The following is a 21,312-nucleotide window of genomic DNA, read 5'->3' on the forward strand; positions in this document are numbered from 1 at the left end:
GACTGCTTGTAGAGTATGGCCACCGATGATGACCCATCATTACAGGGATTGATCGAGGAAAAACTGGAAGAAATAGCGGATGAGCTCGATGACGACGAAGATGTCGATGAGGTGGTCAGCGATCTCTTTGATGATCTAGTCGAGGCCAATTATGAGGGTCTGATGGACCACAGAGATACGATGTTGGAGGATTGGCGGGAGGAAATGAATGGATTTGAAGACCGGTTATATGATGATTGGCAAGAACCGATCGACCTGTTTGAGTCATTTATTGTTTTCTCGTTAGAGCTCGGGCAGATGTACAGTCGGGACCGGCAGGAGGCGGCGATGGACGATGAGGACTTGGTTCATTTAGTCCTAGTGAAACTCCACGCACGGGCATGTCTGATTGCCCGGGAGATTCTCGCATTGATCAAGCAAGGATATGCCGATGGAGCGCATGCTCGCTGGCGGAGTATTCACGAAGTAGCAGTCGTCGGCGAGTTCCTCCGGCAGACCGGACAAGAGACGGCGAAGCGTTTTATGCTGCATCAAGCGATCGATGACTACCACCAGGCAGTGGCCTATCGGAACGAACAGGACACGCTTCGAGGTGAGCCGATATCGGATGAAACGATGGAGGAGCTTGAACAGCGGCGTGAGAAATTGTTAGATCATTATGGATCGGGGTTCGATGGGACCTGGGGATGGGCCTCTCACGAGATCGAGAGAGGACGGTTCAAAGATATCGAGGAACATGCTGGCTATGGCCAGTTTTACCCATACTACAAGTTTGCCAGCAAGGCGAATATCCACTCGGGGGCAAAGGGCACGTTCGAACAACTTGCGACCAGTGACAGATATCGGTTATCGACGCCGACAGCTCCCGCTAATCTTGGATTCACACTACCTGCCACACATGCTGCCCGATCGCTCTTTCAGATAACGATGGCACTGCTTCTTCATCGACCCAACGAAGAATATATGGTACAGTTATTGACAGCACGGGAATTTTTGGAAGACATCGAACACGCCTTCCCCGAGGTGCGGGCGACAATCGAGCAACGCGACGAAGAGATGTGGGACGAGTATCTTGATGAGTACTTGTCGGATATCGAGGACAACCTTGACGAGTTCGTAGAGGAGATGGATGATTTCACACCGCCTATCGTTGAGATTGATCTCGAAGACTTCGAGGTCCACGTCGGTGGTAAGGACTCATAACCATCTGATCCGCCGCCAAATTATTTGAGTATTGACACACAGTATCGAGTAGCGTCCAAGCTATCAATTAGGTTTATGGTCGCATGCGGCGCTGGTTTGAGTATCCAGTTATGCCTGTTAACGTCCGTCCAGGAGCTACCACCGATGCGTTTCTGGATGAGATGCTTAGTCACCTCCGTCCCGATACGGAAGATGCGACGTATCTCGATCACATCTCCGCGGAACAGCTGACTGATTTCACCTATCGTGTCGGTGAACGGTTCCGCGATGCCAGTGATGGAAACGCACTTGTCCCAGAAGACGTTGCGGACTCCCAGCAAGAAGGGAGTAACTGGGACTATCCCTCCAGTCACTCATACACCTTCCTCATCGATGAGAACGACCTCGAGGACACCACCCTCGATCTGACGGTTGGGGGGTTCCAGGCTGCCCAGGTCAAAGCGGATTCAAGCGTCCGTGGCAACCTCTACAGCAACTTCCCGGAGAACCTGTTCACCGTAACAGTCGGGGACGAGGAGATAGACCTTGCCGGGGAGTACCGGCCACGAGCCACAGCCGCCCCATCGATCTATTTCACCTTCGAGGACACGATCGAGCTGGACGAGCTCGATGACTATCCCCGTCCCTTCACTGTTGAGGCGGAGGAGACCACGATCCAACGGTGGACGGCCGACGACAACAGGGTCATCTCGACGGATATCGACCGCGATGGCAGTCCTGACACACCGTTCGGTTCGGCGAATCACGGCGATGCTGATATCGAATACGAACGGCATGAGCTGGCCGGCCAGATTGATGTCGATCTTCGAGCATCACGCGAGTACGATGGCTACCACCGCTTGACGGTCCGCTACAGCAATATCACGCCGACCTCTGAGGATGCCTCCGCAGCAACGCGGAAAGCCCGGTTCATCTACTATCCGTTCACCCACATCGAGTTTGATGGGGCAGAGCCGCCGTTCCCTCAGCAACAACATGTGGATGCATTACAGGCTGCACTCGGCGACGATGAAGACAGCACGGGCGAACCCGTTGTCGAAGGATTACCGCACGATACCGTGGAGCGGCTGTACACACAGCGAGACTGTATCCTGACCCAAGAACCGGACGACCCGGACAGTTTCTTTTCCACCTCTTTTGGTGTCTTCGACTACGTCAGGCAGCGCCACCGGAACGCGGGCCGGGTCAGTATCCCAGATCTGATCGCCGAGGACACCGACCTCCCAGGTCGCATGGACAAGCTCTCGGATGCGGAGCAGGACAGGCTCCGTGACCACGACACCCTGCTCTACCATTTGAAGGTGGTCTTGGCGGCGGTCAACGAATGGCTGGGTGACAACGGCGATGAGCTGTATCCGTTCCAGTGGGCAGCGATCCAGGAACGGGTCCGACTCCTGTTGGACGACCGGGATGATAATCTGGTCGTTCAGGCACCGACCTCGGCCGGGAAAACACTCGTCTACTTCGCATCATCAGCACTGGTCGTCCTAGAACGAGATACGCGTGCCGTCCTCCCGTTCCCGACGCGAATCCTGAACGAGGACATGATGGAACGGGTGATCGATTTCACCTATGCGCTCCGGGAGTTCGCTGACAGCAGCCGGGACTTGGACTGTGGGATCTGTATCGGGCAACAAGAGGTCGAGTGGTCGTATCAACGCGAGTATCTCGAAGCCCAGGACATGCTCGATTACATACCTCGGTGTCACTCCTGTGGGAGTGATTCGATCGAGGTGAAAAGCGGCGATCACTATGAGCATCCGCACTGTGCAAGCTGTGGGTACGACTACGACTGGGTCTACGATGTCAAGCGGACGACGCAGTACCTGCCCTCCTTTGCCGTCGGGACTCCGGAGCGAATCTTCTACATGCCGACGCTGCAGACCCATACCGATCACTCGACGTATTCCACGCTCCCGTTTTTCGGCGCGCCCTATACCGAGTGCCGTGAGTGTGGCCGGGCCTTGACCGATATGAACACATGGCGAGTCCGGAACGACCGGAACCGGATCTACTGTGCGGAATGCGGGGTGTCCACCCAGGTGGACTGGCGGGTGGCCGAGACAGACCGCCCCGGTGCGAACCACTCGCCCGTCGGGCACATCGTGCTCGATGAGACCCATATGTACACCGGTCACTTCGGAATCGGGATGTCCATCATGATGGAATTTTTTGAGGTCTTAGCGTCCCGGCTCCGCGAGACAGAAACCATCGACCGGCACCAACACAGTATCTCGGCCGATGCCGGGACCGCCACGATTAGCAACAAACTGGAACACATCCGCAAACTGCTCCGGGCCGAGGAAGACGAAGTCGTCGCCATCCCGGAGGAGGACAACCACGGAGAGTACTTCGAGCCGATGGAAGACCGGGTGCGGTACCGGGTCTTAGGGATCAAACCGGTTGCTTCATCCAACCGTGAGTCGTTCCGCCAGAGCATCGTCCGGACCTACGACGACATCCACAATCCTGCCGACCAGACTTATCGACGGGACCTGGAGCAGGAGATTGACCGCACCCCGGTCCCGGCCGACCCATCGGACTACGAGCTCATCCTGGGCTATCTCTACAGGAAAAGTGAGGGCCGGGCACTCCAGAACTCGATCCGTGACCTCGCCGATGACATCAGTGACGGCCGGCTTGACCCACCGTTCCTCTCTGGTGACTCAAGCAAGGAAGCGATGCGTCGGCACATCGGAATGGGCGAGTTCGACGCCGAACCCGTCGTGTTGGCGAATCTCGTGATCTCCCTGGGGATCGATATCCCTGAGCTGAACAATCTCATCCTGTATGGTGCGCCACGATCGATGTCCGAACAGATGCAGACCATCGGACGGACAGGACGGGACGCAGCAGCAGGCCACGCCACGATCCACCTGTTCCCGACGAACCCTCGGGACCTCCACATCCACGAGCAGTTCCACACCCTGCTGTCCGACATCACGGACTACTATGAGCGGGCGGCGATCCAGCCGACGAATCCCTACCTGGCGGATGAACTGTTCGACTGTATCCTCGGCCCGTTCCTCACCATCGAACTCGCCATCGAGGAGGAACCACACGATATCGGGTCACTCGCCGACATCATGGAATACACCGACGAACCCCGCTCAAATCCGCATATTACGCGAGTGCTTGATGACCTGCTTACCATTTTCGTGCCGGACTCAATCGATCTCGATGAGAACCTGCAACACGAGATCGAGGACAACGTGACTGAACGACTTATGACCTACATCGGCTACGAGACCCAGGAAGGTATCTGGCGGCGACAAGCCTACGACGACGCCGACCAGAACGTCAACACCTGGCTACGCAACCGGGCAGACGGCCTCAATCTCCGCGGCTCGGACGCCGGCCACGTCAGTGAACGAATCGAGTGGGGTACTGAGACCCTGACCGGAGGTGACCAAGCATGACAGGACCGACCCCGTACCAGACCCTGCTGAGCTGTTACCCCAGCCGGCTCCGGTACGCCGGCCAACACCGGATGCGGTGTATCGACATCGACAACTGCGACCCGATCACCAACCTCGAACAGCTCCAGGACGATATCGCTGACCAGATCACCGACCTTGACACCGCGCGGTACCAGTACTTCGAGCAAGCACGTCACCAACAACAAGTCAATGCTGTAGGCGACGACCACGACGGTGACGGCAACGGCGATCAGCAGGCCGACGCTGATGGGTCAAGGGCATCATCCGCCTTAGACCGGTTCCAACAAAACGGCCAGGACACACAGCACGGCGACGATGACGGGCAGCCGGACCCGGGCCAGACAGCAGATTATGATCGGGACGACATCGAGTTGATGGAGATCACCCGGGATTCAGAGCTGGTCATGGCCCCGTACCCACGGAGCTTCCACTGTGTGGACTGTGGCCACTTCGAACTCTTAGACGGTGCGACGATCAACAGCGACACACCACCGACGTGCCAGTGCGACCAACACGGTGGGGGGAGGATGGAGAATTTCCCGTACGTCTTTGTCTGTCCCCGGTGTGCGCGGATGGAACATCCCAGCCCCGAACTCCACCTAGACGACGACCATCCAGGCCGGGTACGATGCCCGGAAAACGACTGCAATGGGCATCTCCACGTCCAGACAGCCGACAGCCTCTGGGACGTCCGCTTCCACTGCTCAGACTGTTCCTACAGCCGACGTCTCGAATCCAACTGTCCGGACTGTCACCGCCCCGCCACCGACGCCGAGCCGGAAGTCCAGTCAGAGTTCCGCCCCATCGTTGCGGACGCGACTCTCACACGGCCGCTCATCCTCAGCAACCTGTACAGCAGCCGCGGTATCCGGTTCGACGATATGCAGGCAGCGAGCCGCGGTGACCAAGCCGACGACCCGTATCACTGGACCTTGGACATCCTTGCCGAACCGAGCCAAGCAACGGTTCGTGACCTCTTCGGCATCGAGGAAGTGTTCACGGTCCAAGACGTCGACAGTGCGACCGCGGTCTACGGGTACGAAGCGACGGTCACCTCGATCAACACCGATCTCGGTGAGGCCGGCCGGTTGGCACGGACGTTCGCGGGGCACAACAGAGCCCGCCGCGCCTTCATGACCTATGAATCCGGTCGCTGCCTCGTGTTCAAATTCGACGAGGACCGCCTCCTCACAGCAGCCACCGGCGAGGAGGATCCGGACGTTACCTATGAGGAGCTTGCGGAGGCCGAGCTCGCCGATCTTGATGAGGCAGACTCCCGCGACCTCATCGGTGATACGACTTACCGGTTAGTCCCTGTCCTCCACGCCCTCCAACATGCCCTGTACAAAGCTGCCATCGAGGAAGCCGGGCTCGAGGACTTCCTGGGAGCGAAGCTATTGGTCCGGGATGGCGCGGTCGTCCTCGTCGAACGCGACGACGTCGGGGCCGGCGGGCTCACCCAGCTCACCATCAACTCCGACGGCGGCATCCTGCTCTCGTACTTCCACCGCGTGGCCGACATGCTCGAAGAATGCACCCGGGACTGCGATGACAGCTGCCCCGCCTGCGTCTACCTGGATGACGCACAGTGCCACCCGTTCATCACCGATGAGGTCCAGGGCTACACACCTCCGAACTCCTTGCTGGACAGACAGAGCGCAGCCGAGGTGATGTTCTATGAGGAGTGAAGACGTCTACATCTGGATCCTCAACCAGCTCCTCGAAAACGGCCAGGTTACCGTGACGGAGCTGGAAGCGGAGTTCGGCGAGGGGACGGACGAAGTCCTGTTCGGGCAGGACTACCTCCGACGACAAGCCAGCAACGATGTCCTTGACCGGGACGCCGGGACGTACCATCTGCTTGATCGGGCGGAGCTTGCCGCCCAGTACCGGGAGATGACGGAGGAAACGCCACCGCAGCCACTGGATTTCGATATGGCTGCTGTCATCAGTATCCCTTCCTCGCTCCGTTCAGACTGGGATAACGACGACATCTCGGCCGATTTCCCGGTGTTCTCCCTCAAGCAAGCGTTACAGCGTACGATCACGGAAGCAAATAATGACCTCTACCTTGCTGTTCCGTTTTTCGAACTTGATGGGTTCAATATCTTAGAAGACGAATTTCTGGAAGCAGCGGACAACGGGGTTCACCTCCACGTCCTCACTCGGGAGGTCTTTAACCCTCGGAATGAGGACAGTATCTTCCACAGCAAGAAGCTGAAAGCTCTTCGCGAACTCGTCGAACGCTACCAGAGCCGTGCACCGAACGGTGATTTCATCGAGGTACGGGATTTCTATCACCAGATCGGACCAGGCAATTCAGCCCTGGATATGAGTATCCATTCCAAAATGGTGGTTGCCGACCACTCCCTCGCTTACATCGGCAGCGGCGAGGTTCGGGACAGTTCTATGAACCTCAATGGTGAAGCAGGCTATCTCATCACCCGCGAAGACGACGTCGCTTTCTGGGATCAGTTCTTCCATTTCTTTTGGACTAAAGCTGATCCAGTCTCCCGGGGCTACCTCGACGAGCAAATACAGTAATTGGAATTGGTCCGCTGAAAAGTCGGGATATGAACTAAGAGTGATACTGGTTTACGATTCAGGGAGAAATTCTTCCAGTTTGGCGGATTCGCCGGCGTGCCAGCTTTTGCGGGGGCGGACTTTGACCGGGACGATGGTTTCGGCGTCGTCGTTCATAGCGTAAGCGTAGCCCGGCTCTTTCGGAATCTGTTGCATATAGTGGCTGATGGTTTGGGCGTCGTGGAGTTCAGAGATCTTGTCCCCGACAGCATCTGAGTCTTGACCAGCAGTAAGACGGTGGATGATGAGGGTGTCACACTGGGAGAGGATCCTGTTGTCGAGTGCGCCGGGTTGCTGAGTGGCCATGACCAGGGAGAGCCCGGGTCGACGGCCCTGCCGCACCCATTCAACGAGTGGATCCGTGCTGGGCTCGGTATGTCCCGACGGCGCGAACAAGTGTGCTTCGTCAAGGAACAGCCAGACCAACGGGAAGCTGACCTCGGTGTGTTCGCCTTTGATTTTCTTGACCTCTTCCCGGCTGCGGTCAAAGCTCCGCTTGTTGTACATCTTTTTGACGAGGATGCCGGTGAGCATAGTACGGACGTTCCACGGCAGAGCACCGGCACCGGAGAGGTCGAGGACGACGAATTCCCCGCCCTCGACAATTTCCTCGATCTTCGAGCCGGAGGAGCTGAAGATACCCCAGTTTTTGGCCTTCTCCAGACGGCGGTGAAGGGCGTCTTTGATATTGGCAGATTCGGGCGAGGCTTCGACCTTATCGAGGAGATCCATGATGCTGTAGTACTGGCCGAAGTCTTCCTCTGCCTGTTCGATGACCTGGGAGAGCAACCCGGCCTGTGCCTGGGTTTCATCGATGTCAAGCAGGTACAGCCAGTCCTCGACAGAGAGTTCCGAGGGGTACAGCTCGAAGCCTTCGTGGAAGTACTGCTGGATTTCTTCGTACTGCTCTTCGAGGCCGGCAGGATAGTAGACTTTGACCGGGTACTCTCTGGGAGAGATATCCCAGCCATCAAGGAGATCCGTGTCTGGTGTCTGGACCTGGAGACTCCAATAAATCCCCATCGCGTCGATGACCAAGCCATTCAGGTTCTGTCGAGCCTGGGCGGGCAGGGTCATCAGTTCCTCCATCATCACACCCAGGGTATGGGACTTCCCGGAGCCGCGTTTCCCACAGACGGTGACCATATGGGGTTCGTTGAGATCAAGGCGGACCTGTTCACCGAGCTCATCGGTACTGTCGAACTTGCGGCCAAGATAGGCTGATAGCTCTTCTTTGTCCCCGCCAATAATCATGATTCGTCACCGGTGAGTTCAGCTTTCACACGTATCTTTAGCAGGGACTGCTTTAGTTCCTCGGCAGCCGTTGTCGACCCGCGTAATCCGTCGATCACCTGCTGGAACTCATCATCATCCAGTTCGGTGAACCTGTCCGAGAGACCGTCCTCGGTAGCGTCTTCGACCACGTCTATCTCGATATCGGGATCGTATTTCCGGACGGTTTCTTCGAACTCGTCTTCACCGAATGCCTCTTTTTCTAGGTTGGTGCGGGCTGTCTCCCACTGCTCCCAGTAGTCCCCGTACTGGTCGTGGTCGAACTGGGCAGGTGAACTCTCCAATTCGGTCTCGCAGTTGTCCAGATAGGTTTGGCCGCGTCGCAGCCAGCTGGACTCACCGGGGATCCGGTCGCGGTACTCTGCTAACTCGTCTTTTGCTGCGGACACCGTCTCCTGTTCCTCCTCGATGGCGTCGGTCAGCTCGCCTTTGACGTACTCCAAGTCATCATCCAGAGCGTCTTTGTCGTCTTCAGCGTCGTAGGTGTCGACCTGGGGGACGATGCTTTTTCGCCTGCTTTGGAGCATATCGAACAACCGAGAGAGTTGGATATCGCCGTCGAGATATCCGTCAAGGTCATCGCCGACTGCTGCATCTTCGATGTTCCGTTCAACCTGGTGGGTCTCCCAGAACTCCTCGATTGTGGTGATGCACTCGATGTCCAGGTCCTCAGACTGGAGATCGGGATCGATACCAAACCAGTCCAGCTTCGTGGTGAGGTGTTCTAGATCCTCTTGCTTTTCCAGCACTGTCGCTGCTTTTTTGACCTGGGTGACGACGTGGTCGAGGTCGTCAAGGATCAGGTAGCGGAGCTCGGGGTCGATTGATCCGAGTGGTCGGACCGTGTTCGCATACGTCGCCACCTCCGTATCAGCAAACACATCGTTCGCAACGATCTCACGGAGTGACTCATCAACGGTCTGGAAGTCGAAATCCCAGTTAGCGTCGACCTCACCTTGGAGTTCATCCAGCTCCGCCGCATCGGCATCCTCCACGCTGTCGTACTTGTCTTTGAGCGCTTCCACCGGATCGCTGTCAGGGGTGTCCTGTTTCGCCTGGTCCAGGATTTCAATCTCGATGGCCCGGCCGATCTTGCGCCGCGTCTGGTCACGTTGTGTTTCGATCCGGACATCAGCGGGAATGATGGTCGTCTCACTGTCGTCCTCGAAGACCCAGCTGTAATCGTCCCAGTACTGGCCAAGGATCAGGAGAAGGTAGACCATCGCCTTGGTGACGTTTTCGACCTCGGTGGTCCCGAAGATCAGCTCAAGTATCTCATCGAAGTCAAGTCCGTCGTCATCGAGGTGAGATTCGATCGTGTCCAGCACAGAGCTGTAACTACTGAACTGGGGGACGATGTCGTACTCGCCAGTGTCTCGTTCCTGGATGAACGATTCATGTTCCGCGAACGAACTGACGATATCGCGGAACTCATCGCCAGCCTCCCGTGACCGACTGACACGGCCGAACGATTGGACGTCGATCCGAGGATGGTTGGGGTTGTCAAAGATGAGGTCGTCTTCGAGGTCTAAGTGTTTGATCCCGTAGACGAGGTTGAGATAGTTCTTACCGGTGTAGGACTCGTTGAACCCGAGTTTGCTTCGGGGATAGCCCCCGGCGATGTTGGTGACGCTGCTGTCGACCGTCTGGATGATCGAGAAGCTAGTCTGGTCAGCAGTCCGCACACCAACATCTTCGGGAAGCTCCTCCCCTGCCAGCGACGCAAGGGACAGCTTCAGGAACATCACATAGGCTTCATAATCGTCATCACCGAACCGTGGGTTGTTCTGCCGGATGGCTTCGATGAGATCGTAGTAGCCGCTGTCCTCGTCGAAATGAGTCTCCAGTTCCTGATTGAGGCTTGTCTCGATTGTGTCTGTGATATCAGGTGCCCGGCCGTTTCGTTCCGTGACGTAGAACCGTGCCGGGAGATCACCGTCGGTCGCCCGTCCGAACCGGATGACGATGTGGAGTGCTTCGTCATCGACATCGGCCTGGAGCTGTTCCGGCAGTTCGTCCGGGGCGACAGTGAAATAGACGTTGGACGTGTAGTTGAGGTCTCCCTCGGTATCGAAGACGAGGAACTGGTTCTGCTGGTTCTCGAAGGCGGTATCCGGGAAGCGGTGCTCCCGCATCGCCGCCCAGAGCTGTACCAGATTCTTGTCCGCCAAGTCCAAGTCATCGATGGCTTCGCCCACTTGGTCGGAAAGGGAAAGTTCGCCCCCACCAACTGCTGTCCCAGTCAGTTCGTTCGGATCGAATTCGAGACGCCCCTCTTCTTGCTCGAAGTACTCAGGGCCGCCGGCAGCACGACCGATCAGATCCTCAGCCTCGTCCTCACTGATCTGGAGTTCAATGGTGCCTGCAATGTCGGCGATCTCCTCGGCGGTGAAATAGACCGGACGTTCCTCTTTCTCGAGGATACCGACCTTGGCGACTTGGCGGAGGATACGGCGGTCGATCCTCGTGGCGGTATCGTAGTCTGCTTCGATCGTGGCCTCGATGCTGCCTTCGCCGGGGAGTTCATCGAGATTTACTCGTTCGACCTGCCCCCGGAGCTGTTCACGGACGTCGTCACCGTGTTGGTAGAGGAAGTCCAGGTCGATGCGGCCCTCGCCATTCCAGTGGTCGAGGAACGCGATCAGGATGCGTTTGTAGTCACGGAAGGCACGGACGACTGTTTCCCCCTGTGTTTCGTCTTCGAACTTCTGGACGATGCTCAAGGCGAAATCAAGGGTGTCTTCGGTGAAGGGGTAGACGTAGCCGTCATCGCCGCGATCCGTTGAAGCGATGGTGTCGTACCACCTTTGGGCATCGCCGTCGCGGTCTGCAAGAAGCGGGATGACGTAGAGGCGGTAGAGTTTGGCGAACAGTTCCTTGGTCTCGTCCTCTGAGAGGTCGATATTGTAGCTGACGCTTTCAGTGATGCGGTCGATCAGGTCTCGTTCTGCGCTGAACCGGTCCGTAAGTTCGTCGAGGGAGAGCGTGTTCGCGAACAGGATGTACGGCGGGGTATCGAGGTCGTCGAAGCCGGAGACGGCGTTCCGGATCATCTTCTGGATGATTGCCTTGAGGCGGTAGGTTCCGCCCGGATCCACGCCTTGGCGGAAGAGTTGTTCGAACTCGTCGATATACAGGGCGGGGTACCGGTCTTCGCGGTCCAGGTAGTACGTGGTGAACCAGGTGATGGGCTTGTGGGCGTCGCCGGCGGTCAGGGATTTACTGACGCGGGCGATGTCCTCCAAGGAGTCCGGATCCTCGAACCGATCGATGAGGTTCTCGCGCTGACTGGGCGGCAGCGTGTCATCGAAATCTTCGATTGTCAGGTTTATCTTCCGGTCGTTGAAGATGGCGATGAAATCGTCTGTGTCGACGCTGTCGCTGTGGTCGACTAGAGCTTGAAAGATGGCATAGAGGAAGTCGGTCGGGGTATCGTTCTGTTCCAGGCTGATCGTGATGCAGTCGATCGGTGTCTCCCCGTAGTGGAGCTGGTTGAACTCGTGGCCGCCGAACTCCTGACTTGAGTCACAGAGGAGTTCGATGTTTTCCATCATCACGGTCTTCCCGGAACCGTAGGCTCCGTGGAGGATGACACCGGGACTGTCCTTGCTGGCTAACCCGTCGTGGACGCCGTGCAGGATGTCGGCCCGTTTGTCGGTGAGGATAAAGTGGGTGCCTTCCTCGAGGAATGCTTCGAACTCGGGGAGGTCTTTCTCACGGGCCAGTCGCTCGCACTCGCGTCGGACGCGTTTGATCGTCTGTCGGTCGAGGATATTGACGACGTCCTCTTTAGCTTCCTCTACTGTCATGTATTGATCCGGTATTTGATGAGTTTGTGTTTCAGGTCGTTTGTCTGCTCGACGATGTAAATCCTTGTATCTAGCACGTTGTGCTCCGTGATACGGGCAGGATTCGACATCAGAATGATCTTATCGCCACTGCCCTCATCACGGTCGCGTGGACGGAGAAACTCGGTGTCGTAGTCCGTGTTCGGGGTGCGGCGTTGAACCTCCGTGGTGAACTCGAAGACAGTCCCGTACTCGGCGTGAACATCGTCGATTCCGACGATAGCGATATCGTTGCCGGCCCGGTCCAGGTGGTCTAAGACGTTGCGGACGATGCTCATGTTAAGTTGTGACCAGTTCGACCACGGTTTTGCCTTCGTATCGGTCCGTTGCCACCCGATTCTGGTCCTGTAATTGTTGTATGATGGTATCGACTTGTTTCCCGGTCCACTTGAAATCCAATGTGAGCAATCGTTCTAGCTCCGCACGGTCCATGCGGTTGCCATGTTCCGCGATGATGTCCTCAACGATGTCTTCGTCCTCACCCCGGAAGTAGGTGTACTGGGCAGGGTCAATCTGCCATTCACCGTCGTTTTCGACCACGATTTCGAAGTCACGGAGGAAACACGCTATCGCTCCTGCGGTCACCTTGTTCCCGCTGACCGTGTCTTTCATCAAGGTGTTGACGGTGTCCGCGAGGTCGGTTCCCATATCGTAGTTGCCGGCCTGGACCTTCCGGTCGAGTTCCTGGAGGAGAGTGTGGAAGTAGGTGAAGTTGGTCCGTGATTTGCGTTCTAACAAGTGGAATGCTGCAACGCGGAAGTCAGGGGCGTTCAGCAGGTCCAACCCTTCATCGGTGAGTTCGATGTGGTCGTTGTCCTGTTTGAGGATCTCGATGGACCGGTTCTCGTCTTGCAGGGTGAACGTGAGCCAGCCATCGATTGATTTGAACAGTTTGGAATCTCTGTCGCGGTTGATCGCCTTCATTTCGTCGCGGAGTTCGTCTTCGGTGAGCTCGCCGCGGAAGTGGACGATCTGGGCAAGCTTTTCGATACCCTTGAGCAGGTCTTGCCGGCCGATCCGGGGGATAGTCTTTGGCATAGCTGGTAGTCAGGCGTCTTGGTATGTAAGGCGGAGGGCGGCCATCTCGCTGATCGAGGTCCCGCCGTGGTAGCCGTGGTCGTGGCCACTCCTGTTTTTGATATCGTACCGGGAGAGCAGTCCGATATCAGGCAGGTCGAAGATACCGTCACCGCGTGGCTGGTGGGTATCAACGCTGTCGAACTGTCGGAGGTCACTGATCGAGGTGGCATCGCTGTCTGTACGCCAGCCGTAGACGAATTTGGAGCCTGACTGGAGATACTCGACTTTCTCAGTCACGTCCCTGAGTGTATCGTCACTGACGCCGTCAGCATCCTCCTCGGTGAGTAATGCACGGATTCGGTCTACTGGTGGGTCGCTGTCGTCGGTGGCCACGGCAACGAACTGGAGGTCGGTTCGGTTCGTGAACTCGGCGTCGCGGAAATTGATGCGGTAGGCGTGCTGGAGCGGGACAGTCTCTGTCAGCATCTGTTGGGTGAATTCATGTTCAGGGCGTTCGTTGAGAATCATTTCCATCTCGTAGCGGGTGAGTTTTCCGTGGTCTGAGATGACCTCGATGTCAACCGGGTTCTCAATGATCGTTGTAGCTTCTCGCAGGTCCTCCAGGAGGGCATCGAGGAAGTTGCCGAGCGTGTTGTAGTAGTTCTCGAACTCTGCGAACGAGAGCATTTCATGGAGAATCTTGTCGAAGTCCTCCAGGTAGAGAACGATGTGGGACCGTTGTGCTGCCCGTGCTTCTGGGTCAACATCGTCGTTGTTCAGGACGTGGTGCCGTTCGTTCAACGTGCTCTCGACTTCGTCCACGAACCCGTTCCGGACCGCGTCCAGGTGATCGGCTTCGATATTGAGATCAGAGGAGAACCGGATATCGGCGACCTGGTCAGCGAACCGGGAAATTCCAGAGGAATTGAGCTGCGGGCGCTGGATGAGGTGGAAATCGTTCTCGGTACGTTCCTCGATGAAGTCGAAGGCGTCGGGATCGTAGCTGCTGTGCTGGAGATCGAATATGTCGTCACCGTGCCGGGGTTGCCAGCTGTAGATACCGGTGGCTTCGGCAGGAAGTCCGGTGAGGATAGTCGAGATAGCGGAAGGCGTGTATGACGGCATGTTGGAGAACGCGAGGTCGACGTCATCAGGTTCCGTGGTCAGGAAGCCAAACTGGTTAAGGAGCAGGTAGTCGGTGTATCCGACGCTGTCGAGGATGACGGTGAGTTTGACCCTGTCATCATCTGGTTCCGTGAGCAGATCGGAGAGGTGTAGCCAGTTGTCGTCGGTGACGATTTCGTCGTACCGGTCAACGAGTTCAGCACAGTAGCTGTCGTACTTGCCGATCAGCTCTTGTTGCAGGAGATCCGAGACCGGTTCGTCATCCCGCGTGTCTGCGAGGAACGAGGTCCACTGGTCGAGGAAGTGGGGCAGCGTGTCTAAGTCTACCTCTAGTGTGCGGATGTCCTCTGCAAGGTCTTCGGCTTCGCGTTCACGGAGTTCCTGTTTGCGAGCCTGGTTCAGTGCGGTCAGGTACCGGTAGTCGAGCAGGTCCTCCCGGTCGTTCTCATAGGCGACGTGGATGAACTGTTCGAAGATATCCGTCCAGCGGTCTTCTGGGAACGCTGCGTTGACGAAACGGGGGTGTTTGATGAGTGCGACCTCAGCGAGGAGGTTGAGCAGGGTATCGACTTTCTCGATAGTGTTGAGTGCCTGGTCCGGTCCGTAGTCCTCGATTTGCTGGCTGTCACTCGACAGTTGGTCCCGTACCGTGTTAACGAGGTCGGTGAACTCGTCTTCGTCGACGGTGTGGAACAGGATGCCGAAATGCTGGGTCAGGGTTTCTGCGGCGTGTCCTGGTTCTTGGATGTTGACTGCCGTATCTTGGCCGGTGATCTGTTGGTAGCTTGCTTGGATGGTATCGATGACGTCCCGGTCCAACGCTGTTGTGGCAAGTTCGGTTAGGGTGGAATCGAACAGCCGTCGCTGGGCCAGCCATTTGATGACAAGGGCTCGGTACAGGTGCTGAAGCTCTGGGTCGAGCCCTTGGATTTCGGCTGCTACATGGTATTTAGGTTCGTTTTGGGCGAATCTGTCGCCATACGTGGCCAGGAGCCGGGTCGTGTAGACGTTCTGTTGGGCCGCTGGGTCGAGGCTGTCGAACAGTTCGGTAGTGGGGATTCCAATACTGTCGAGGAAGAACTCACGGACAGCTGTCGGGACCGACGGAAGGGTCTCATAGGGAATGTAGAACTCGTCCAATCGGTCATCAGTACTGGTCTGGATGTGTGTCGGACTGAGTTCAGCACCTGTCGCTGCCGCGGTGAAAGCCCGCAACGTGAACTCTGCAAGGTCATCGATGGTGCTCGGCCGCGGTTCGGTGCCGGCCCCACGTTCGAAGGCGTCACGGATGGTCCTGGTCGTGTCGTCAAGCTGGACGCGGTCAAAATGGACGAACGCTGTACCGGGGATATCCTGAATGCTGTCAACGAGGGGTCGAGGGCAAAAGAATACGATAGTCCCGTCCCCGTCGTTGTCCACGAGGTACTCGATGCCGGTGTAGATTGTCTCTTGGAACTCCCATTCATCGACCGGCATCGACAGGACACGGACATCGTCACTGTCCACGATGGCACTGAGTACCCGTTTATCGAACGGGACTGGGAGGTCAGTCGGCACGTAGAGGATCTTCCCCGCCTCGTCCGTGATCGCATCCTGCGTCCCAATGAGACGTTGGAACGCGGTGAAATCGAACGAATCCTCAAGAGACTGTTCCAGAGCTTCCTTCATCTAAACGGTACATTCTCAACCGCCCCACTTAATGCTTCCAACGTGGCGGGTCCACGCTGCGCGTCCAACATCGATAAATAAAATAACAATACCGGATTCTGAGCTGGGGCCGTCAAGAAGTTGGGTCTTGACTGGGACAACGTTCATCCATCGACTTTCTGAAGCACCTGTTGTCGGAAGCTCTCGAACCCGTTTTCTAGTCGGTCGACTCGGTCCTCCAGCTCGTGAGACAGGTGACCTCGATCTCCACGACACCTACGACTGACACCGTTCTCGACCACTTGGATCCGGGAATTAAGTATTCCCAGGAGAATACTCCGGCATGGCCAAGATAAGCGTGGAGATTCCCGATGAGCTCCTCGCAGACCTTGACGAGCACGTCGGCGATGACAAGAAATTCGTGAACCGCAGTGACGCTATCAGAGCCTCGATCCGGAAGACCCTCGATATGCTCGATGAGATCGATGCACGGCACGGCCGCCTCGAGCCTGACGAGTAACCCGTTCTCCTCCCAAGAGGATAGCCGTGGTCAGTCGCTGTAGCTCGGTCGTTCCTTGTACTCGATCGGATCCTCGACACCGGCTTCCTGAAAGGCTTTAAGCCGGTAGGCACAGGCATCACAGGTGCCACAGGCCGGTGCCTCATCTCGGTAACAGCTCCACGTCACCTCGTACGGCACATCCAACTCGAGGCCGCGTTCCGCAATATCCGTCTTGCTCCAATCCACGAACGGAGCTACCAGCTCAATCGAGGTCTCCGGTTTCGTCCCGACATCGATGACCTGCTGGAACGCATCGAAGAACTCGGGCCGGCAGTCCGGGTACCCTGAGTAGTCCTCGCTGTGAGCTCCAATATAGACCGCTTCACAGTCGTTCGCCTCGGCGTACGAAACCGCCATCGAGAGCAGGTTCGAGTTCCGGAACGGAACATAGCTAGACGGAATCTCATCGCTGTCGAGATCAACCTCGTTGACGTCGATGCTATCATCGGTCAGACTGGAGGCCCCGATCCGGGCTAAGTGGTCGGTCTCGATGTGGAGGAAGTCCGCGACATCCATCCGTTCGGCAAGCTGGTGGGCACAGTCGAGCTCCTTGGTTTCGGTCTGTTGGCCGTACGATGTATGGAGGAAGTACAGGTCATGACTCCTGTGTTTCGCCTCGAACGCTGCCGTCGCACTATCCATACCACCCGATACAAGGACAACAGCTCCGTTCCGTTTCTCGTTGGTTGCACTCGTCATCGTTGAATGTCTCTATGTTCCTGGTGCGTCGTTCCAGAGGTCGACATGGAGCCGAGGCGTGTACTGGTAGCCATGCTCCAGGGCGACCTCTGCAGTTAGTTCCCGCGTCTCGTTCAATCGTTCCCGTGTCGCGCCCTCCGGCATCAACAACACATCCGAATCACAGACCACAGCATCTGTCGACGTCCGCAGCCGGTCAACCAGCTGGTTGATCTCCGGCATATCGTCCCGATCCGTGATGACGAATTTCAACTGGAACTCGTAGTCCTCAACCAACTGAGACAGGACATCGATGTCCGTCCGTCGTTCGTCGTGCCGATCCGCCCACTGGCCGTCCTCTTTCGGATCCTTCTCCGGAGTCGGTGTACTGCTTGCGAGTTTGGGACTGATACTCGCTAAATCGATCGACGTGTCAGGGTAAATCGTGCCGTTGGTTTCGACCGTTGTGTGGTAGCCGGCGGCACTGAGCCGGTCCAGCAGTTCCTCTGTCTCATCGTGGATCAGTGGTTCACCGCCGGTCACCACGACGTGGTCTGCCTCATCGTGGTCTTTCACTTCGTCGACGACGGACTCGAGGTCGAGCCAGGCATGAGTCGGCTCCCAGCTGGTGTGGTAGGAATCACAGTACCAACACCGCAGATTGCAGCCACTCGTCCGGATGAAGACACTCGGCACACCGGCCAGTTTTCCCTCACCTTGTAACGAGTAGAACAACTCGTTGATCGGGATTGACTCCTCCGTGTCCACGTCGTCCAGGTTTCCGTCGACATCTGTATCAGCGTTGACCGGCATGTGCTGTTACTGTGGGCCGCCAGCTGCGAGCTCACCGGTCTCCTGTACTTTGACAGTGACATCGCTCACGGTATCGGGTAAGCCCTGTCGGAGACGCTGTTCGAGGACGAGGCTCATCACTTCGGCTGTCGGTGGCTGGTCCAAGACGACGACGGCATCACTGTCCCCGCTGGTGTCAAACGCCTCGATCAGTGGGTCGCCTTGTTCGAGCAGGAACCGGTGGTCCCAGTCAGCGATAATATCGGTGATGTCGCCTTTGTCGACCACCCAGCCGTCCTCGGTCAAGGTTCCGGTCACTACGACAGTGACCGCGTAGTTGTGGCCGTGTGGGCGACTACACTTCCCGTCGTGGTGTAGGATACGGTGGCCTGTACTGATACGGATCGGCCGGTTCTGGCCGACGTGGAGGGTCCGTTCGTCCTCTGTAAGATCCTGTGAGGGCAAGGAGTGTTCTTTGAGGGCACGTTGAGCCATACTCAGAGATTACTGGGGTCATACTTAAACTTGAACCACTCGCTGAAGGTAGCCTCTCCCAGCCAGATTAGTTCCGGATATGACAGTTCGGAGAGCGGAGGGTTAATTGAGGTCTCACACAGAAGTACTACACAGGTATTTAATGTCTGCATTCAGGACGCTCGAAAAGGATGAATATGGTCGCCGAGGCGTTATAGACACGCCTGCGGGCCAGATTCAGACCCCTGCGCTTCTCCCTGTTGCGAACCTTATTGGAGGAACTACACCAAAATCAGGCGGCATCTGGCGGTACACGCGTCGCCATCTCTTCCAGAGTGACACCGTCCAGGGTATCATGTTCCAGACGATGACGTTCTTGGATTACAACCTTACCCCGGACAACCTGGCGGAGTGGCGGAAGAAGTCGTTGAAGCAGCACTTCGAGGAGAGCGACGTCGAGCCAGGGTTCACGCAGCCATTGTTTGTCGACTCCGGCGGGTTCAAGCTGATGAACTCAACGACGTTCGGACAGCCGCCGGAGGAGGGTGGGAGCGAGAACGATTGGGGTATTTACACAAATCCAGAGAGCATCCTGAAGTTACAGCTGGATTACGGCGCGGATATCGTCGCAACATTGGACTTCCCGATTCCCCAGAACCTGAACCGGGAGGAGGCCACCGAGCGAATGGAGCGGAGTATCGACAACGCAGTCGAATGTCTACAGCTGCTCAATGACGCTGAGAAGCTTGAGGAATGGGGTGTCGACAAGACACCGTCCGTTTACGTCGCAATTCACGGCCATAGCTACGAGGACGTCAATTGGTACGTGAGCCGATTTCTGGACCGGGCTGAGGAACTCGATGAAGCGTTCGAGGGCTTTGCGCTTGGATCACTTGTCCCGCTCAGCAACTCGCCGGATGTCCTCGTCGACATCGTCCAAGGTGCAAGGGATGCGATACCGGAGGACCGGTACGACGATATCGCGCTCCACGTCTTCGGTATTAGCGGCCGGCTCTGTCCACTGCTCTCTCTCCTCGGCGTCGATACATTCGACTCCTCGAACTACCTGAGAGCAGCTCGCAACAAGAGCTTCATCCACCCGGAAACGTGGCAGCGGACCAAGTTGAGCGACTGGGACGAGAAATACTGCGATTGTCAGGCGTGCCAGGATATCTACTTCGACGATATGCGGCATGCCCTGTTAGAGTCCGATGTCAGCTACCAACGTATCGAGGGGGAGCACGGCAAGCACTACAAGAGCGAGTACTACGCACAGATAGCACATCACAACTTCGAGCTGTACAGTCGCCAGATGCAGGCTGTGCGGGACGCCATTGATGACGGCAAACTGCTTGAACTCGTGGCGGAGTTCGCTCAGGGGAAGAACATCGTCGAGAAGGGATTGAAGCGTGCACAGCTTCACAACCCGGCGCTCCGCGAACAGTTGGCCGACATCGGCTACGAGGAACTCGTTGCGGGACCGGACGCCGAAACGTTCCAGACCAAACTCTCTGGCTTCCTCGAAGGCGTTGAAGACACAACACGGGAGAAACGGACCATCTCGTTGAAGCACGGCCCCAACGATTTCAACATCCTCCAGCAGAACAACTACCAGCCGCCAAGCGAGGCAAATGTCCTGCTGATTCTGCCATGTAGCCAAGAGAAACCCTACTCAGATTCTCGAACACAGCAGGCAGTACTCTCTCCGCTTGAGGAGTACCGGGACCGGTTCCACAAGATATCCGTCTCAGGGTTGTACGGTCCTGTGCCAGAAGAGTTCGAGGAGGCGGATTCGGTGATGAGCTACGAATATGTCCTCACCACTGCGGACGACGACCAAGCCGAACTCGTTGCGAATCGGCTTGCCCAGTACCTGGACCAGTTTGGTGAGCAGTTCGACCACATCCTGGCCTACACGACGAGCAAAGCCTACCGCCGTGCTATCGACGAGGCGTTCACCCGCTATGGCCGGGGTGAGATATATCCATCCGACCCGCGAGCCCTCCAGCTAACCGAGCATTTCCGCGGCGAAAACATCGACGAACTCGTCGGGTATTTTGACAGTATCGACGGGGAGTGTGAGTCGAGAAATCGTTGAACCGCTGGAGACCGCCGGGGTATATGCCTGCTCAGTCGATAGTTTGATTAGGTCTCGGTCTGCTCCCTTGATCAAGGACAAGTATGTCGTCTTTACTCATTCAATCATGTTCAGCCACCAAGCAAGACGTCGAGAAACCGGTGCAGGCACTCGATTTGTACGATGGGTACTTCTTCAGGATCATTAAGAAGGCGGTGCGCGCGGGCCGGTTCCAATCCGGACTTGATATAATAATTATATCAGCAAAGCATGGTGTCGTCGAACCTGACGACGAGATTATGTATTATGATCAGCGGATGGCCCCCGAACGAGCCGAAGAACTGAACGATGCTGTTATCGATGCTGTCACCGACAAAGTAGCCGAAGCAGGATATGAGAAAGTGTGGGTCAATCTGGGGAAGGACTATCTCCCGGCTGTCGACGGACTTGAGTCCGCTGTTGATGTCCCGGTCGGCTATATCGAGGGCTGTGGTATAGGGATGAAAGGTAAGCGGCTGAAGCATCTGGTGTCCAGCGGCCGATCCATTCCGGTGCACGGTGACTGACAGT

General features: G+C 56.9%; 15 protein-coding genes. 7 read left to right on the forward strand and 8 right to left on the reverse strand.

Going from position 1 to position 21,312, the window contains the following annotated elements:
• Window positions 1-15 precede the first annotated feature (15 nt).
• The 4 genes from EPL04_RS12950 (at window position 16) to EPL04_RS12965 (ending at window position 7,187) form a co-directional block, all read left to right on the forward strand.
• A complete protein-coding gene (locus EPL04_RS12950; protein ID WP_134671656.1) occupies window positions 16-1,203 on the forward strand; it encodes a DUF5677 domain-containing protein in 1,188 nt (395 codons plus the stop codon).
• Window positions 1,204-1,286: 83 nt separating this feature from the next.
• Window positions 1,287-4,622, forward strand: a complete 3,336-nt coding sequence (locus EPL04_RS12955) for a DEAD/DEAH box helicase (RefSeq protein ID WP_134671657.1) — start codon at window positions 1,287-1,289, stop codon at window positions 4,620-4,622.
• Window positions 4,619-6,331, forward strand: a complete 1,713-nt coding sequence (locus EPL04_RS12960; RefSeq protein ID WP_134671658.1) for a hypothetical protein — start codon at window positions 4,619-4,621, stop codon at window positions 6,329-6,331. The genes EPL04_RS12955 and EPL04_RS12960 overlap by 4 nt, the downstream gene beginning before the upstream one ends.
• Window positions 6,321-7,187, forward strand: a complete 867-nt coding sequence (locus EPL04_RS12965) for a phospholipase D-like domain-containing protein (RefSeq protein ID WP_134671659.1) — start codon at window positions 6,321-6,323, stop codon at window positions 7,185-7,187. Before EPL04_RS12960 ends, EPL04_RS12965 begins: the two co-directional genes overlap by 11 nt.
• A 51-nt stretch (window positions 7,188-7,238) precedes the next feature.
• Here EPL04_RS12965 and EPL04_RS12970 read toward each other — a convergent pair whose 3' ends face one another.
• Genes EPL04_RS12970 through EPL04_RS12990 form a run of 5 tightly spaced genes read right to left on the reverse strand, consistent with a single transcriptional unit; the run spans window position 7,239 to window position 16,180 of the window.
• Window positions 7,239-8,480: an ATP-binding protein gene (locus EPL04_RS12970; RefSeq protein ID WP_134671660.1), complete on the reverse strand. Its 1,242-nt coding sequence runs from the start codon at window positions 8,478-8,480 to the stop codon at window positions 7,239-7,241.
• Window positions 8,477-12,328: a hypothetical protein gene (locus EPL04_RS12975; protein WP_134671661.1), complete on the reverse strand. Its 3,852-nt coding sequence runs from the start codon at window positions 12,326-12,328 to the stop codon at window positions 8,477-8,479. The genes EPL04_RS12970 and EPL04_RS12975 overlap by 4 nt, the downstream gene beginning before the upstream one ends.
• Window positions 12,325-12,645 carry a hypothetical protein gene (locus EPL04_RS12980; RefSeq protein WP_134671662.1) on the reverse strand — a complete coding sequence of 107 codons (321 nt, stop codon included), beginning with the start codon at window positions 12,643-12,645 and terminating at the stop codon, window positions 12,325-12,327. The genes EPL04_RS12975 and EPL04_RS12980 overlap by 4 nt, the downstream gene beginning before the upstream one ends.
• Window position 12,646: 1 nt before the next feature.
• Window positions 12,647-13,405, reverse strand: coding sequence for a hypothetical protein (locus EPL04_RS12985; RefSeq protein ID WP_134671663.1), 759 nt, complete (start codon window positions 13,403-13,405; stop codon window positions 12,647-12,649).
• Between the two features lie 9 nt (window positions 13,406-13,414).
• Window positions 13,415-16,180, reverse strand: a complete 2,766-nt coding sequence (locus tag EPL04_RS12990) for an alkaline phosphatase family protein (RefSeq protein ID WP_134671664.1) — start codon at window positions 16,178-16,180, stop codon at window positions 13,415-13,417.
• Between the two features lie 322 nt (window positions 16,181-16,502).
• Between EPL04_RS12990 and EPL04_RS12995 the strand changes: the two genes are divergently transcribed.
• A complete protein-coding gene (locus EPL04_RS12995) occupies window positions 16,503-16,679 on the forward strand; it encodes a ribbon-helix-helix domain-containing protein (protein WP_134671665.1) in 177 nt (58 codons plus the stop codon).
• Between the two features lie 30 nt (window positions 16,680-16,709).
• Here the strand turns inward: EPL04_RS12995 and queC are convergent, their stop codons facing one another.
• From queC to EPL04_RS13010, 3 genes are read right to left on the reverse strand one after another with little or no spacing between them, the layout of a single operon-like run.
• Window positions 16,710-17,420, reverse strand: a complete 711-nt coding sequence (gene queC, locus EPL04_RS13000; RefSeq protein ID WP_134671666.1) for a 7-cyano-7-deazaguanine synthase QueC — start codon at window positions 17,418-17,420, stop codon at window positions 16,710-16,712.
• A 12-nt stretch (window positions 17,421-17,432) separates the two neighbouring features.
• On the reverse strand, window positions 17,433-18,212 hold the full coding sequence (locus tag EPL04_RS13005) for a 7-carboxy-7-deazaguanine synthase QueE (protein WP_134671667.1): 780 nt from the start codon (window positions 18,210-18,212) through the stop codon (window positions 17,433-17,435).
• A 6-nt stretch (window positions 18,213-18,218) separates the two neighbouring features.
• Window positions 18,219-18,686, reverse strand: coding sequence for a 6-pyruvoyl trahydropterin synthase family protein (locus EPL04_RS13010; protein WP_134671668.1), 468 nt, complete (start codon window positions 18,684-18,686; stop codon window positions 18,219-18,221).
• Window positions 18,687-18,828: 142 nt separating this feature from the next.
• On the opposite strand from EPL04_RS13010, the gene EPL04_RS13015 reads away from it, so the two are divergent.
• Both EPL04_RS13015 and EPL04_RS13020 read left to right on the forward strand, forming a co-directional pair.
• Complete coding sequence (locus tag EPL04_RS13015) at window positions 18,829-20,763, forward strand: tRNA-guanine transglycosylase (protein ID WP_167599473.1); 1,935 nt, start codon at window positions 18,829-18,831, stop codon at window positions 20,761-20,763.
• 83 nt (window positions 20,764-20,846) lie between these two features.
• Window positions 20,847-21,308, forward strand: coding sequence for a DUF6884 domain-containing protein (locus EPL04_RS13020; RefSeq protein WP_368276181.1), 462 nt, complete (start codon window positions 20,847-20,849; stop codon window positions 21,306-21,308).
• The last annotated feature ends 4 nt before the right edge of the window (window positions 21,309-21,312 follow it).

Origin of the sequence: Halorussus marinus (assembly GCF_004521895.1) — an archaeon.
Classification (GTDB): Archaea; Halobacteriota; Halobacteria; order Halobacteriales; family Haladaptataceae; genus Halorussus; species Halorussus marinus.

Bases quoted from the DNA above. Each gene is read 5' to 3' on its own strand.
- EPL04_RS12950 (WP_134671656.1), top strand. From the start codon at position 16: ATGGCCACCGATGATGACCCATCATTACAGGGATTGATCGAGGAAAAA.
- EPL04_RS12960 (WP_134671658.1), top strand. From the start codon at position 4,619: ATGACAGGACCGACCCCGTACCAGACCCTGCTGAGCTGTTACCCCAGC.
- EPL04_RS12990 (WP_134671664.1), bottom strand. From the start codon at position 16,180: ATGAAGGAAGCTCTGGAACAGTCTCTTGAGGATTCGTTCGATTTCACC.
- EPL04_RS13020 (WP_368276181.1), top strand. From the start codon at position 20,847: ATGTCGTCTTTACTCATTCAATCATGTTCAGCCACCAAGCAAGACGTC.
- queC (WP_134671666.1), bottom strand. From the start codon at position 17,420: ATGACGAGTGCAACCAACGAGAAACGGAACGGAGCTGTTGTCCTTGTA.
- EPL04_RS12955 (WP_134671657.1), top strand. From the start codon at position 1,287: ATGCGGCGCTGGTTTGAGTATCCAGTTATGCCTGTTAACGTCCGTCCA.
- EPL04_RS13005 (WP_134671667.1), bottom strand. From the start codon at position 18,212: ATGCCGGTCAACGCTGATACAGATGTCGACGGAAACCTGGACGACGTG.
- EPL04_RS13010 (WP_134671668.1), bottom strand. From the start codon at position 18,686: ATGGCTCAACGTGCCCTCAAAGAACACTCCTTGCCCTCACAGGATCTT.
- EPL04_RS12975 (WP_134671661.1), bottom strand. From the start codon at position 12,328: ATGACAGTAGAGGAAGCTAAAGAGGACGTCGTCAATATCCTCGACCGA.
- EPL04_RS12980 (WP_134671662.1), bottom strand. From the start codon at position 12,645: ATGAGCATCGTCCGCAACGTCTTAGACCACCTGGACCGGGCCGGCAAC.
- EPL04_RS12995 (WP_134671665.1), top strand. From the start codon at position 16,503: ATGGCCAAGATAAGCGTGGAGATTCCCGATGAGCTCCTCGCAGACCTT.
- EPL04_RS12985 (WP_134671663.1), bottom strand. From the start codon at position 13,405: ATGCCAAAGACTATCCCCCGGATCGGCCGGCAAGACCTGCTCAAGGGT.
- EPL04_RS12970 (WP_134671660.1), bottom strand. From the start codon at position 8,480: ATGATTATTGGCGGGGACAAAGAAGAGCTATCAGCCTATCTTGGCCGC.
- EPL04_RS12965 (WP_134671659.1), top strand. From the start codon at position 6,321: ATGAGGAGTGAAGACGTCTACATCTGGATCCTCAACCAGCTCCTCGAA.
- EPL04_RS13015 (WP_167599473.1), top strand. From the start codon at position 18,829: ATGTCTGCATTCAGGACGCTCGAAAAGGATGAATATGGTCGCCGAGGC.